We start from the raw sequence: 14,534 nt of genomic DNA, 5'->3' as shown, positions 1-14,534 counted from the left end.
TCACTCTTTGGTTCCAAGCCAATCCTACGGATTGGCTGGAGCGTCTTTTCGATTCTTGGCGATTCCGCCAAATCGTAAAACGCTTCAGCCTTCTTGCCGCGACAGGTCGGGCATGCGTACCGTGCCGCGCCAGATCAAGGGCACGTCGAGGCAGGTTCGCGTGCCCCGGCCGATCGTGCCGTCGGAGCGGCTGATCATGCCGCCGTCGCGCACCAGTTCGGCGACCTTGTCGGCGATATGGTCGATGGGTTGGGCGAAGGTGGTGAGGTCATAGGCCCGCCAGCCGGCCTGCTCGATGTCGTCGAAGCCGATGACGCACAGATCCTCCGGCACGCGCAGGCCGAACTCCTTGCGGGCGGCATCGACGAAGCCGCAGGCCATGAGATCGTTGATGCAGAAGGCCGCGTCGGGCGTGACCTGCCGGGTGAACAAGGCGCGCGCAGCCTCGGCGCCGGCCTCATAGCTGGTGCGGCCCTGGTGCCAATGGATCGGTTCGAAACCGGCTTCGCGGGCTGCATCGAGAAAGGCCTTCTCGCGTTCGGTAAGGCTGGGCGTGCCGGCTTGCGAGGTGACGCAGGCCAGCCGCCGGCAGCCGGCGCGCTGGAAGGCCAGCACGGCTTGATGGGCTGCATCCTTGTTGGCGACCGTGATGGTGTGCGCCTCGTCGAAATCCTGGTCCCGGTTGATCAGGATCAGCTCCTGGCCGTGGTCGAGGCAGGTGCGGGCGATGGCTCTGTCCGGCGTACCCGAAAGCACCACCGTGGCGTCGGCCCGGTAGTTCAGGGTCTGGCGCACCGCGCCGGCCACGGCCTCGGGCGAGCCGGAGGAATTGATCACCATGGCGACCTTGCCCGTCTGTTGCAGCCGGCCGATCAGGTTCCGGGCGAGGCGCGACTGGAAGGGCGTGTCGACGTCGGAGACGATCAGGCAGACGATGCCGCTCTGCTGGCGCATCAGGCCGCGGGCGAGATGATTGACGTGGTAGCCCAGATTCTGGGCCGCCTCCATCACGCGTTTACGCGTCTCCTCGGAAACGCTGGCCCCTGGCGTGAAGGCGCGGGACACGGCGGAACGGGAGACGCCGGCCAGCCTGGCGACTTCCTCGGCGCTGACGAAGGAGCGGGCTGGTTTCATGACGGGAGCCAGTCGAACATTGACAGGGAGGTTGCACGCCCTTGCAGTCATGTGCAAGCGCTGCTGTTGGTTTTACCCAGTTCGGGTGGATCGCTCAGTGAATTCTCGCATGGAATTCTTGATTGACAGCATGATCTCGCTGATGCAGCTTTTGCACACGTGTGCAATACAAGTAAAACAGCATGCCGCCCGGAGGAAACCCATGAAGAAAACACTCGCTGCCGCCGTGGTCATGGCGGCCATGCTGCCCGCCGCCGCCCAGGCCGAAGGATCGCTCAACCTGATCTGTGCGGCGGATGTCGCCGTCTGCGAACTGTTGAAGAACAAGTTCGAGAAGGATAGCGGCGTCGGCGTCAACATGGTGCGCCTGTCCTCGGGCGAGACCTATGCCAAGATCCGGGCCGAGGCCGCCAATCCCAAGACGGATATCTGGTGGGCCGGCACCGGCGACCCGCATCTTCAGGCCGCCCAGGAAGGCCTCACCCTCGAATACAAATCTCCGCTGCTCGATCAGCTTCAGGATTGGGCCAAGCGCCAGGCCGAGCAGTCGGGCTACCGCACCGTGGGCGTCTATGCCGGGGCGCTCGGCTGGGGCTATAACACCGATCTCCTCGCCCAGAAGAAGCTGAAGGCGCCGGGCTGCTGGGCCGATCTCGCCGATGCCTCCTACAAGGGCGAGATCCAGATGGCCAACCCCAACTCCTCGGGCACGGCCTATACGGCGCTGGCCTCGCTGGTGCAGATCATGGGCGAGGACAAGGCCTTCGACTATCTCGCCAAGCTCAATGCCAATGTCTCGCAATATACCAAGTCAGGCTCGGCCCCGGTGAAGGCGGCGGCGCGCGGCGAGACCACAGTCGGCATCGTCTTCATGCATGACGCGGTGACGATGACGGCCGAAGGCTTCCCGGTCAAGGCGGTGGCGCCTTGCGAGGGCACCGGCTACGAGATCGGCTCGATGAGCATCATCAAGGGCGCGCGTAATCTCGACAATGCCAAGAAATTCTATGACTGGGCCCTGAAGCCGGAGATCCAGTCGCTGATGAAGGATGCCAAGTCCTTCCAGATTCCCTCCAACAAGAACGCCGAGCTGCCGCCCCAGGCCCCGCGTTTCGAGGACATCAAGCTGATCGACTACGATTTCAAGAAATTCGGCGATCCCGCGACCCGAAAGGCCTTGCTGGAGCGCTGGGACCACGAGATCGGCGCCAACGCCAACTGAATTCGGCTCGCTCCTTAAGCGGAGCAATCGCTCCGTCGTCCCGGCGCCAGCCGCAGTGGCGCTGCCGCCGCGACCTGCATCGCAAGTCGTGGCCGGGGGATGACGACCACCATCCACCATTTCCAAGAGGCCTGCCATGAACAGGCGCAATCGCCGCCTCGACTGGGGGCTCGCCTTGGCCGTTCTCGGCCTGGCGATCCTGCCCTGGTATAGGCTCGAATCAGGCCTGCTTTCGACCGGCTGGCTCAGTGACTATCCGCTGGGCGCCAAGGCGGGTCCAGGTCTGGTCCAGCTCGCTCTGCAGGGGCGCTGGTGGCTGTGCCTGCCCCTGCTGGCGCTGCTGCCGGCGGTGTGGGCACGCTTTGCCGCGAACCCGGTGCTCCGCGCTCGGCTGCTGGTCGCCTCGGGTCTCGCCGGCGCGGCCATCATGGTCCTCCAGGGCTTCGCCATCGCCTATTCGGGCTGGCGCTGGCCGGTGTTCGAGGCCTGGTTCGGTGCGCTCGGAACGGGGCAGGAGGCTTTCGGCGCCGGTGCGGCCGCGCTGCTGACCGCGTTCCTCCTGCTGTTCAGCTTCGGCCTCGCCGAGCGCGGCGTGCTGCGCGGCGACGCCTTCGTGGTATCGGCGATTACCATCCTGATCGCCATGGTCGCCACCTTCGTGTTCTATCCGGTCGGCATGGTGCTGGTCGGCGCCTTTCAAGGCATCGACGGCGGCTTCGATCCCGCCGGCTTTCTCAAGACGCTGACCGATCCCTCGATCTGGACCCTGCGCTGCCTGTCCGGCAGCGGGCGCTGCGGCGTCGCCTGGTCCACTTTGACGCTGGCCATCGCCACCGGCATCGGCTCGACCTTGCTGGGCCTCGCTTTCGCCCTGGTGGCGACCCGCACCCGCTTTCCCTTCAAGCGGGCCCTGCGGCTGCTCACCATTCTCCCGATCATCACACCGCCCTTCGTGGTAGGCCTCGCCTTGATCCTGCTGTTCGGGCGCTCCGGCGTGGTCACCCAAGGCCTCGCTTTTCTCTTCGACATTCCGCCCGGCCGCTGGCTCTACGGCCTCACCGGCATCTGGATCGCGCAGGTGCTCTCCTTCACGCCGATCGCCTTCCTGGTGCTGATCGGCGTGGTGCAGGGCGTCAGCCCCGCCATGGAGGAGGCAGCCCAGACACTCAAGGCCGATCGCTGGCGCACTTTCGTTACGGTGTCACTGCCGCTGATGCGGCCGGGTCTCGCCAATGCCTTCCTGGTCGGCTTCATCGAGAGCCTGGCCGATTTCGGCAACCCGATGGTGCTGGGCGGCAGCCATGGCGTGCTCTCCACCGAGATCTTCTTCGCCGTGGTTGGCGCGCAGACGGATCCGGCGCGCGCGGCCGTGCTGGCCCTGATTCTGCTCTCCTTCACCCTCACCGCCTTCGTCGCCCAGCGGCTCTGGCTCGGCGGCAAGAATTTCACCACTGTTACCGGCAAGGGCGATTCCGGCCAGCATGTCGGGCTCAGCCGGGGTGTCGCCGCGCTTTCCATCGGCGTGGTCTCCGTGTGGTCGGCCTTCACGCTGGTGGTCTATGCCATGATCCTGTTCGGCGGCTTCGTGAAGACCTGGGGGCTCGACCACAGCCTCACGCTGGAGCACTACACCCGGGCCTTCGCCGTGACCTTCGACCAGGGCACGTTGCTATGGAGCGGCGTCGCCTGGGGCTCGTTCTGGACGACGATAGAGATCGCCCTGATCTCGGCGCCGCTGACGGCGGTGGTCGGCCTCATCACCGCCTATCTGATCGTGCGCCAGAATTTTGCCGGGCGCTCGGTGTTCGAATTCGCCCTGATGATGAGCTTCGCCATCCCCGGCACCATCATCGGCGTTTCCTATGTCTTCGCCTTCAACCTGCCGCCGGTGGAGATGACGGGAACGGCACTGATCCTGATCGTCTGCTTCGTCTTCCGCAACATGCCGGTGGGCGTGCGCGGCGGCGTGGCGGCGATGAGCCAGATCGACCGCAGCCTGGACGAGGCCTCGCTGACGCTGGGGGCGAACTCCTTCACCACGGCACGGCGCGTGATCCTGCCGCTGCTCCGGCCGGCGATCGTCGCCGCCCTGGTCTACAGCTTCGTGCGCTCGATCACCTCGATCAGCGCGGTGATCTTCCTGGTGAGTGCCCAGTACAACATGGCGACCGCCTATATCGTCGGCCTGGTCGAGAATGGCTCCTATGGCGTGGCCATCGCCTATTCCAGCGTACTGATCGTGGTGATGATTGCCGTGATCGGCGGCTTCCAGGCCTTGGTCGGCGAGCGAAGGCTCCGCCGCGAGGACCGCGTCGCTGGCCTGTCGGCCAAATCCGCAACCAGACCCCAAGACAATATCCAGCCTCAGGAGAAGGCGGCATGAGTATCGATATCAGGCCGGGCTCGGTCACCTTCCAGAATGTCCGCAAGGATTTCGGCGCGGTGACCGCCATCGCCGATCTGTCGCTCACGATCGAACCGGGAACGCTGGTGACCCTGCTCGGCCCTTCGGGTTGCGGCAAGACCACGACCCTGCGCATGATCGCCGGGCTGGAGCATCCCAGCGCCGGCCGCATCAGCATTGGCGGCAAGGATGTTACAGCCCTGCCGGCCAATGAGCGCGACGTCTCGATGGTGTTCCAGTCCTACGCCTTGTTCCCGCATATGAGCGTAGCCGATAATGTCGCGTACGGCCTGATATCATCAGGCCTGCGCAAGGCGCAGGCGCGCGGGAAGGCGGCCGATGGCCTCGCTCTGGTGGGACTGGCCGGCTATGGCGAGCGCCTGCCGAGCGAATTGTCGGGCGGCCAGCAGCAGCGCGTCGCCGTGGCGCGCGCCCTGGTGGTCGAGCCGCAGGTGTTGCTGCTCGACGAGCCACTCTCCAATCTCGATGCACGGTTGCGCCGGCGGGTCCGCACCGAGATCCGCGAATTGCAGCAGCGCCTGGGCTTCACGGCTGTCTATGTCACCCATGACCAGGAGGAGGCGCTGGCCGTCTCCGATACGGTGATCGTCATGCATCAGGGCCGGATCGCCCAAGCCGGTACGCCGCGCGAGCTTTATGAAGCGCCTGCCTCCGCCTTCATCGCCGATTTCATCGGCGAGGCCAATGTGGTGCCCTGCGAGGTGACACGCGTGGCCGACGGCCGGGCCGAGATCCGGGTCGGCGAGGGCGGGCATGCGCTGGCGGCGCGGGGCTTGGCCGTAGGCCCCGCGAAACTCGCCATCCGCCCCAACGCCATGACTCTGCGCGAGGCCGCGGGGGCAATGCTGTCGGGCAAGGTATTGCACGCCGCCTATCTCGGCGACCATGTCGAATATGAGATCGAGACCAAGGCCGGCCCCATCTTCCTGATCGATTCCGGCACCGACCGCATGCTGGAGCCGGGCAGCCCGATCGGTGTCGACCTGCATGACCGGGGCCTCGCCTTGGTGCCGGAATGAGCCGCCGTTCCGCTCCCCTCCCTATTTTCGAATGTTGATACCGGATTGCCCATGACATCGCCTGCCACCGCCGACATCGCCGCCCGCCTCGACCTTGCCCGGGACGTCATCCGGGAGGCAGGTCTCCTGGCGCTGTCCTTCTTCAACGATCGCGATACGCTGGCGGTCGAGACCAAGGCCAATGCGCAGGATGTGGTCTCCGCTGCGGACAAGGCCAGCGAAAGGCTGCTGCGCGAGCGCATCCATGCGGTTTTCCCGGACGACAGCCTGCTTGGGGAGGAATATGGCTTGAGCGAAGGCACCTCAGGTTATTGCTGGGTGATGGACCCGGTCGACGGCACCAGCCCCTTCGTCTTCGGCCTGCCGTCCTGGTGCGTCTCGGTCGCGGTCATCCACGGCAGCGAAACGGTTGTCGGGGTGATCTATGCGCCCGTACGCGACGAGCTCTATGCCGCCGCCCTCGGCCAGGGTGCCAGCCTGAACGGCACCACCCTGCGGCTTTCCGACAAGAGAAGCCTGGTCGACGGCGTGCTCGGGGTGGGTGCCAATCACCGCGTGGCGCCCGAGATCATCACCGGCTTCCTCAATGCCCTCCTGCACGAGGGCGGCATGTTCATCCGCAACGGATCGGGCGCGCTGATGCTGGCCTATGTCGCCGCGGGCCGCCTGGTCGGCTATTACGAGCCGCATATGAACGCCTGGGACTGCCTGGCGGGCCTGTGCCTGATCAGCGAGGCGGGCGGCACGGTCGAGAATTTCCTCGCCCATGCTGACCTCGCCCGGGGCGGCCGGGTGATCGGCGCGGCTCCGGGGGCCTGGGAAGGCCTGATGCGACTGGTGGGGGAGGCCGAGGCTGTGGCGGCGTGACGGGAAGAGGCGGACGGGACGTCCGCTTTTTCTATGCTCCTGACAAAAACTGGCAGGGCGAGGCGCTAGTCTTTCCTCATCGCAACCGAGGAACATGACGATGCCCGATCCCGCCTTCAAAGCCAGTTTTGCCCTGCTGATGGTCGACAGCCCGCGGCGCAGCGCTGCCTTCTATCGTGAATTGCTGGGCCTCGAGCCCGTCGAGGAGCAGGTCACCTTTGCCATGTTCGCGCTGCCGACCGGCCTGATGCTGGGTCTGTGGTCCAAGCATACGGCCGAACCCGCGCCCAGCGCCCCGGCCGGCGGTGTCGAGATCGGTTTCGAGGCCGTGGATGCTGCCGCCGTCGATGCGACCTATGACAAATGGATCGAAACGCGCGATGTGCGCGTATTGCAAAAGCCCGTCGATCTCGATTTCGGCCGTACCTTCGTGGTGCTCGATCCAGACGGCCACCGGCTGCGGGTGTTCGCGGCGGCGGGGTAACAGCGTCTCCCGGGTGCACGGGCATCCTGCCCGTTCTTCCTTTCTGCAAGCGCTGAGCTTCCAGGAACGGGCATCGTGACATGCCAGCATGTCACGGGATGCCCGTACAATCTGAAATGGTGCTACTGCGCCCCCACCATCTCCTCATGCGGCATCGGGCTCGGGGCCATGTCGCGGCGCCAGGGCGTGCGGCCGGCCAGCACGCCGGATTCATGCACGATCTCGGCGACATATTCTTCCTGCCGATAGGCCATCACATGCACGCCGGCGACGCCCTTGATCTCGCGGACCTGCTGGATGATGTCGATGCACAGCCGCTTGCCTTCCTCCTTCTGATCCTGCGCACCTTCCAGGCGCTTGATCACCTCGTCGGGCACATGCACGCCGGGCACATTGGAGCGCATCCATTTGGCGGTGCGGGCGGAGGCGAGCGGGCCGACGCCGACCATGATGAAGCATTTCTCGTGCAGGCCCATGTCGCGGATGCGGGCCATGAAACGCTCGAGCAGCGGCACGTCGAAGCAATATTGGGTCTGGATGAATTGCGCCCCGGCCTGGATCTTCTTGGCCAGGTTGATCGGGCGGAAATCATAGGGCGGCACGAAGGGATTGGCGGCCGCGCCCAGGAACATGGCGGGTGGCGTGGTGATCTTGCGCCCCGATAGGAAGCGCTGCTCGTCGCGCATGGTGCGGATGGTGGAAAGCAGGGCTGTCGAATCGAGGTCGAAGACCGGCTTGGCCTCGGGATGGTCGCCGCTCTGCACGCCGTCGCCGGACAGGCACAGCACATTGCATACGCCGAGCGCGGCGGCGCCCAGTACATTGCCCTGGATGGCGATGCGGTTGTAGTCGCGGCAGGAGATCTGGAACACCGGCGAATAGCCGACACGGGTCAGCAGGGCGCAGATCGCCACCGAGGACATGTGGCAATTGGCGCCGGAGCCGTCGGTGGCGTTGACGGCGTCGACCCAGCCCTCGAACGGCTTCACCCGTTCGAGCACGTCGTCGGGATTGGCCGAATCGGGCGGGTTGAGCTCGGCCGTGACGGCAAACTCTCCGCGGCGCAGCACGCGTTCGAGACGCCCGCGCGAGGTGTGGCCCGGCAATTCGGGCAGGGGGGCTGCCGGGTGAGGCCCGAAATCGTCGGGATGCGGCAGCCTGTTATCGATGCTCATGGCTTGCCTCCGCTGGCCGCGGTTGCATTGGATTTGGCTGCTGCTGCCTTGGCCTTGGCGGCGGCCGCCGCTGCTGCCTTCTCGGCCGCGATCCTGGCATTGTAGCCCGACTTCTCGCGAGCGACGGAAAGCCAGGAGGACTGCCCTTTCAGGCGGTGATCGACCGGCCCCTGCGGCGCCTCGATCGCACTGCCAGCAGCCATGTTGCGCGAGCCCTCATAGGCCTTGACCCAGACGCAGGGCATGTCGGCATAAACCTCGCAATTGCCATTGGCCCGCACACCGCCGCAGGGGCCATTGCGCAGGCCCTTGGGGCAATTCATCGGGCAGGACATGCCGGTGGAGGACAGCGCGCATTGGCCGCACATCTTGCAGTCGAACAGGGTCGACTTGACCAGCTTCTCGACCTTGGCCACCGGCTTTTCCAGCCTCTCCCAGCCGATCGCCGTGAACAGAGGCGAGAGCTTGACCAGCGTCCACTCGACACCGTCATAGACCCGCTCCATCGCGGCGGAATGGCGGATGGCCCAGAAGCGCAGGGCGAATTTCTTCGCGTCGCGCGGTGGCTTTCCGGTGGCTTCGAAGGCAGCGGGCGTGCGCATGGCTCGTGAGCTCGCATTGAACGGATCAGGAAATTTCCTTGCCGCCATTCTTGGCAAGAGCCGCCAACCGTTCCTTGTCGTATTCCGTCTCGATCTTGGCCGCCGCCGCCGAAACTTCCGCTTCGAGGTCGTCGCCGCACTCGATCGGGGGGCTGCGATGGAATTCGGCGAGATAATCGTCGGTGCCGGCGGCGCCGCCACGCATCGCCGCCATGTCGACGGCCTCGCCGAAGCGGGAGCTCAGTTCGCGCTTGGCGCTGGTGCGGCCCTGCTTGGCCACCACCATGGTGGGAATGTCGCGCCAATAGGTGATGATGAGCTGGGGCATGGTGGCTCCTTGGAGCGCGGACATCCTGTCCGCTCTTGGAAACATTGCATTTCTGGTAAGAAAAGAGCGGACACCGCGGCATGCAAGCATGTCGCTGAGATGTCCGCGCTCCTACCTCAAAACGGCGTCCGGCTGCGGATCGCGGCGGCCAAGGTGCCCTCGTCGAGATAGTCAAGCTCGCCTCCAACCGGCACGCCATGCGCCAGTTTCGTCACCTTGACGCCCGTGGGTGCCAGAAGATCGGTGACGTAATGGGCGGTGGTCTGGCCGTCGACCGTGGCGTTGAGGGCGAGAATTACCTCGGAAACCCCATCCTCAGTGACGCGCGCGACCAGCCTGTCGATGGTGAGGTCCTCAGGACCTATGCCGTCGAGCGGCGAAAGCGTGCCGCCGAGCACATGGTATCGGGCATTGACGACACCGGCCCGCTCCAGGGCCCAGAGATCGGCGACATCCTCGACCACCACCAGCAGCGTGTTCTCCCGCCGGGGATCGCTGCACAAAGTACAGGGGTCGGAGGTGTCGATATTGCCACAGTTCGAGCAGACCACCACGCGCTCGCAGGCGATTTGCAGAGCCGATGCCAGCGGTACCATCAACTGCTCGCGCTTCTTGATCAGCGTCAGCGCAGCCCGGCGTGCCGAACGCGGCCCGAGCCCGGGCAGGCGGGCGAGCAACTGGATCAGGCGTTCGATTTCAGGGCCGGTAACGGATGCCATGAAGCTCAGATAGGTGATTTGCGGCTGAGGCGCGAGGGGAGAGTGCGGGAGTGGTCGTTTTGTACATGGCTTCCTGGGAGCGCGGACATCCTGTCCGCCTCTTATCATCCTGCAAGCACCATGTTTCCAAGATGCGGGCAGGATGTCCGCGCTCCCAGGGGCACTGCGTCCTTTCGTACCTTGAATGCCGACTGCCTAAGCTTTAAGCACCTATCGCTTCGCGATATATCGCGGCGGGCGGAATCGCCCTCTTTGTCTGCCGGGTGGGCCCATGGCGCTTCTTCCCTTCAAACTGTTCTCGCCGGTCCTGGCCGGGGCTACCTTGCGCGACCGGCTGTTCGCCAGCCTGGGCGCCATCGTGGGCATCGGCTTGACCGGCCTGGTCTGCACACTCGTCTTTGGCCGCGATCCACATCTTCCTTTCATCGTGGCACCTGTCGGCGCTTCGGCCGTGCTTCTTTTTGCCGTGCCGGCCAGTCCGCTGGCCCAGCCCTGGTCGATCATCGGCGGCAATACGCTCTCGGCACTGTGCGGAATCACAGTCACCCAGTTCGTGCATGAGCCGATGCTGGCCATCGGTCTGGCGGTTGGTCTTGCCATCGCGGTGATGTCGCTGACGCGCTGCCTGCATCCGCCCGGCGGGGCCGCTGCCCTGACGGCAGTGATCGGGGGCCCCGCAGTGGCCGCCGCCGGCTTCGGCTTTGCCCTGGTGCCTGTTTGCCTCAACTCGGCGTTGCTGGTGGCTCTAGGCTGGCTGTTCCACCGCTTCTCCCGCCACCCTTATCCGCACGTGCCGGCTTCCGTCCCGGTCAGCACGCATGGTACCAGCGACCCCGTACCCTCTCTGCGGGTCGGCTTTCGCGACGAGGATATCGAGGGGGCGCTGACCGATCTCGGCGAGACTTTCGACATCGACCGGCAGGATATCGACCGCCTGCTGCGGCGGGTCGAACAGCGGGCGCTGTCGCGCTCCCATGCCGATCTCACCTGCGCCGACATCATGTCGCGCGACATCGTCACCATCGAGCCCGAAGCCAGCGCCGAGACGGCGATCAAGCTCCTGCTGGAGCATAATGTCCGCACCCTGCCGGTGATCGACTTCCACGACCGCGTGGTCGGAACGGTGGGCCTGCGCGACCTTGCCGGCCCGGTGAAGCAGGTAGGGGACGTCATGACCCTGCCCACTCTCTCCACGCCGGGAGCCCCCGCGCTCGGACTCGTTCCCGCCCTCACCGACGGCACTGCCCATGCCGTGGTCATCGTCGACGACGACAAGCACATTGCCGGGCTCGTCACCCAGACCGATCTGCTGGCCGCTCTGTCGAGCCTGTCGGCCCGCGAGGGATGGGGACAGTAGAGGCCCTATGAAAAAAGGGGGCGGCTTGTGGCCGCCCCTGATGTTCCATCACTTATCGTGACAGTACGATACCGTCTCAGGACAGATGATGCCGTTCCTGGATCTTGTAGACCGGTGTCGGGATCGCCTCCTTGCGAGCCTTGAGCTGCAGGGACAGGTAGAGCGAGTAATGGCGGGACTGGTGCAAATTGCCGCCGTGGAACCATAGAGCTTCCTGCTGCGTGGGCTTCCACATATTGCGCTGCTCACCTTCCCAGGGTCCGGGGTCCTTGGTGGTGGCAGAGCCCAGTCCCCAGCACTTGCCGACCTTGTCGGCCACTTCCTTCGAAATCAGATCGGCAGCCCAGCCATTCATCGAGCCATAGCCAGTGGCATAGACGATGAGATCGGCCGGCAGTTCGCGGCCATCCTCCAACACCACGCCGCCTTCGCTCAATTCGCGGATGCCGACGCCGCTGACCAATTTGATCCGGCCATCCGCCACCAGGTCGCAGGCGCCCACATCGATGTAGTAGCCCGAACCGCGGCGCAGATATTTCATGAACAGGCCGGAATCGTCGTCGCCGAAATCGAGCATGAAGCCGGCCTTCTCCAGCCTCTTGTAGAACTCGGCATCCTTCTTGCGGATCTTGTCGTACACCGGCACCTGGAACTCGTGCAGGATGCGATAGGGCAGCGAGGCGAAGATCAGATCGGCCTTGCGGGTGGTCATGCCGGCGGCCACTGCGCGCTCCGAATAGAGGTCGCCGAGCCCGATCTCCATCAGCGAGTCCGATTTCACGATATGGGTGGAGGAGCGCTGCAGCATGGTGACGTCGGCGCCGCCCTCCCACAGGGCCGCGCAGATGTCGTGGGCCGAGTTGTTGGAGCCGACCACCACCACTTTCTTGCCGCGATAGGCGTCCGGGCCGGGGTGGCGGGAGGAATGCTGCTGCTCGCCCTTGAAGACGTCCTGGCCCTTGATCTTCGGTATGTTGGCCTTGCCCGACATGCCGGTGGCCAGCACCAGTTGCTTGGGCTTCAGCGTGATCTCGCGGCCGTCCCGCTCGACGATCACGGTCCATTCCTTGGTTGTTTCGTCGAAGCTTGCGGATTTGCAGGTGGTGGAGCTCCAATAGTTCAGCTCCATCACCTTGGTATACATCTCCAGCCAGTCGCCGATCTTGTCCTTGGGTGCGAAAACCGGCCAATTGTCGGGGAAGGGGATGTAGGGCAAGTGGTCGTACCAAACCGGGTCGTGCAGGCAGAGCGACTTGTAGCGCTTGCGCCAGCTGTCGCCGGGACGCTCGTTCTTCTCGATGATGATGGTCGGCACGCCGAGCTGCCGCAGCCGGGCGCCGAGTGCGATGCCGCCCTGGCCGCCGCCGATGATGACGACATAGGGCTGTTCGCTGAAACCGAGTTCCGTGGCCTCGGATTCACGCTTCTCCTTCCAGGTCTTGCGCGTGGGATCGCTCCCGTGTTCGGCTCCCATCGGCCGGCGGAAACCTTTGGGTTCCTCATGGCCCTTCAACTCGCTCATGGTGGTGAGCAGGGTCCAGATCAGGCCATTTTTCAGGCGGATATGGCCATAGCCGCGCGCTGCCTCCGTTTCGAACTCGAACCAGCCCTCGGTCACGCCATTGCCGTCACTGGCGGCTTCTTTGGCGTCCTGGCGGAAATGGCCCGGCTTGATGGCGGCCAACTGCGCCTCCAGCATCTCGCCGATGGCCTCGCGCCCTTCCAGGGTGCGCAGGTTCCAGGTGAAGGTCACCAGGTCGCGCCAATAGCAATCTTCCTGGAACAGGTTGACTGCAGCCTCGATGTCGCCGCTGGCGAGCGCCTGTTCGAGCTTGGCCAGGACCATATCCACCCTGGCCTGCGGACTTTGATCGAGCATGGAATTTCCTCCGTTTTATCTTGTTGTTCGAGACTATTGCTTCGGACAGAGAACGAACGCTTGCGTGCTCCAACTCCTTATTTTCGAATCGGGCTTGGTTTTCGAACCGGACTTGTCGCGATCCGGCGTTATCGAGCCAGGTCGATCAGGATCTTGAGCTGTTCGCCGGCCGGATCGAGCAGGGCGTCGAAACCATCGGCGACGGCCTTGTCGAGCGTGATCTTGCGGGTCACGACCTTGTTCGCCGGCAGCAGGCCGGAACTGATCAGGCGGATGACGCGCGGCCAGTAATGGGTGGGATAGGCCCAGGAACCGCGAATATCGACATCCTTGAAGGTGACCTGGAACCAGTCGAGCGGATTCTCGTGCGGATGCAGGCCGGTCTGGACCACCACGCCCTGTTTGCGCACGGCGTCGAGGCAGGCCTTGAGGGCGTGCTCGTTGCCCACGCATTCGATCGCCACGTCGCAGCCGACCTGTCCCTCGCTGAGCGCACGCACGACCTCGCCGGGATTGTCGTGCTTGGGGTTGATGGTGATGAGATCGGGCAGGGCCGCCTTGGCGAAGGCGAGGCGCTTGTCGTTGATGTCGGAGACGAAGAGCTGGGCTGCACCGGCAGCGCGGGCCGCCAGCAGCGTGAGCAGGCCGATCGGGCCGGCGCCCGTCACCAGCACGCTCGAACCGGCGGTGACGCCACCGCGGTCGCAGGCATAGACGGCCACCGCGCTCGGCTCGACCAGGGCCGCTTCCTCGTCGCTGAGCGTATCGGGGATCTTCTGCACATTGTAGTCGTTGAGCAGGGCATAATCGGCCATGCCGCCCGAAACCCAGCTCAATCCGGCCAGCGCGAGCTGGGGGCTGAGGTGGAAGAGGCCGCGATCGGCGAAATAATCGCCCGAACGCGGCATGATCAACGGCTGCACCGAGACCCGATCGCCCGGCTTCACCGCTTCGACCCCCTCGCCGACCGCCTCGACCACCCCGCCGAATTCATGGCCGAGGATCTGGGGGCCGCTGGTTCCGCTGAAGGGATGCGGTTCGACCGGGATGAAGATGGGGCCATAGGCGTATTCGTGCAGATCCGTGCCGCAGATGCCGACGAAGCGATTGCGGATCAGAACCTGTCCCGGTGCCGGTTGGTCCGGCTTGGGCAGTTCTTCGAGCCGCAGATCCTTGGCGGCGTGAAATCGCAGGGCCTTCATCCTTGTCTTCCTCCCGTGTTGCATGTTGTTGGGCAGGAAGAGCAATCGCCGTGCCAATCGGCGGGACGCCGTGGCCTGGGGCGGTTTCAGCCCTCTTGGGCGTAGGCAACCGTTGCATGGC

Annotated in this window: 13 protein-coding genes; 6 read left to right on the top strand and 7 right to left on the bottom strand. The window is 64.9% G+C overall.

Going from position 1 to position 14,534, the window contains the following annotated elements; all coding sequences use genetic code 11:
• Positions 1 to 84: 84 nt before the first annotated feature.
• Positions 85 to 1,134, bottom strand: coding sequence for a LacI family DNA-binding transcriptional regulator (locus tag ACZYTC_RS17605; RefSeq protein WP_434959201.1), 1,050 nt, complete (start codon positions 1,132 to 1,134; stop codon positions 85 to 87).
• Between the two features lie 202 nt (positions 1,135 to 1,336).
• Between ACZYTC_RS17605 and ACZYTC_RS17600 the strand changes: the two genes are divergently transcribed.
• The 5 genes from ACZYTC_RS17600 (at position 1,337) to ACZYTC_RS17580 (ending at position 7,151) form a co-directional block, all read left to right on the top strand.
• Entirely contained in the window at positions 1,337 to 2,356 is a 1,020-nt protein-coding gene (locus ACZYTC_RS17600; protein WP_441772975.1) for an ABC transporter substrate-binding protein, read from the top strand.
• 136 nt (positions 2,357 to 2,492) lie between these two features.
• Entirely contained in the window at positions 2,493 to 4,739 is a 2,247-nt protein-coding gene (locus ACZYTC_RS17595) for an ABC transporter permease (RefSeq protein ID WP_488990197.1), read from the top strand.
• Positions 4,736 to 5,800, top strand: a complete 1,065-nt coding sequence (locus ACZYTC_RS17590) for an ABC transporter ATP-binding protein (protein ID WP_488990196.1) — start codon at positions 4,736 to 4,738, stop codon at positions 5,798 to 5,800. The genes ACZYTC_RS17595 and ACZYTC_RS17590 overlap by 4 nt, the downstream gene beginning before the upstream one ends.
• Positions 5,801 to 5,851: 51 nt before the next feature.
• Positions 5,852 to 6,667: an inositol monophosphatase family protein gene (locus tag ACZYTC_RS17585; RefSeq protein WP_488990195.1), complete on the top strand. Its 816-nt coding sequence runs from the start codon at positions 5,852 to 5,854 to the stop codon at positions 6,665 to 6,667.
• 100 nt (positions 6,668 to 6,767) lie between these two features.
• Positions 6,768 to 7,151: a VOC family protein gene (locus ACZYTC_RS17580; RefSeq protein ID WP_434959206.1), complete on the top strand. Its 384-nt coding sequence runs from the start codon at positions 6,768 to 6,770 to the stop codon at positions 7,149 to 7,151.
• 122 nt (positions 7,152 to 7,273) lie between these two features.
• Here ACZYTC_RS17580 and ACZYTC_RS17575 read toward each other — a convergent pair whose 3' ends face one another.
• The 4 genes from ACZYTC_RS17575 to recR all read right to left on the bottom strand — a co-directional run bounded on the left by ACZYTC_RS17575 (position 7,274) and on the right by recR (position 9,975).
• Positions 7,274 to 8,326 (bottom strand): methylenetetrahydrofolate reductase, encoded by a 1,053-nt coding sequence (locus ACZYTC_RS17575; RefSeq protein ID WP_434959207.1) that lies wholly within the window; start codon positions 8,324 to 8,326, stop codon positions 7,274 to 7,276.
• Positions 8,323 to 8,928: a methylenetetrahydrofolate reductase C-terminal domain-containing protein gene (locus ACZYTC_RS17570; RefSeq protein ID WP_434959208.1), complete on the bottom strand. Its 606-nt coding sequence runs from the start codon at positions 8,926 to 8,928 to the stop codon at positions 8,323 to 8,325. The genes ACZYTC_RS17575 and ACZYTC_RS17570 overlap by 4 nt, the downstream gene beginning before the upstream one ends.
• Positions 8,929 to 8,953: 25 nt before the next feature.
• Positions 8,954 to 9,256 carry a virulence factor gene (locus tag ACZYTC_RS17565; RefSeq protein ID WP_488990194.1) on the bottom strand — a complete coding sequence of 101 codons (303 nt, stop codon included), beginning with the start codon at positions 9,254 to 9,256 and terminating at the stop codon, positions 8,954 to 8,956.
• Positions 9,257 to 9,372: 116 nt separating this feature from the next.
• Entirely contained in the window at positions 9,373 to 9,975 is a 603-nt protein-coding gene (gene recR, locus ACZYTC_RS17560) for a recombination mediator RecR (protein WP_434959210.1), read from the bottom strand.
• 271 nt (positions 9,976 to 10,246) lie between these two features.
• Here recR and ACZYTC_RS17555 point away from each other — a divergent pair, with 271 nt between their 5' ends.
• The gene (locus tag ACZYTC_RS17555) at positions 10,247 to 11,332 is read left to right on the top strand and encodes an HPP family protein (protein ID WP_488990193.1); all 1,086 of its coding nucleotides are present in this window, start codon (positions 10,247 to 10,249) and stop codon (positions 11,330 to 11,332) included.
• 76 nt (positions 11,333 to 11,408) lie between these two features.
• On the opposite strand, the gene ACZYTC_RS17550 is transcribed toward ACZYTC_RS17555, so the two are convergent.
• Complete coding sequence (locus ACZYTC_RS17550) at positions 11,409 to 13,211, bottom strand: NAD(P)-binding domain-containing protein (protein ID WP_488990192.1); 1,803 nt, start codon at positions 13,209 to 13,211, stop codon at positions 11,409 to 11,411.
• 128 nt (positions 13,212 to 13,339) lie between these two features.
• Entirely contained in the window at positions 13,340 to 14,413 is a 1,074-nt protein-coding gene (locus ACZYTC_RS17545) for a 2,3-butanediol dehydrogenase (protein ID WP_454811962.1), read from the bottom strand.
• Between the last annotated feature and the right edge of the window lie 121 nt (positions 14,414 to 14,534).

The sequence above is a fragment of the Labrys sp. F242 genome (assembly GCF_057813875.1).
This window is presented reverse-complemented; position numbering and strand designations above follow the sequence as displayed.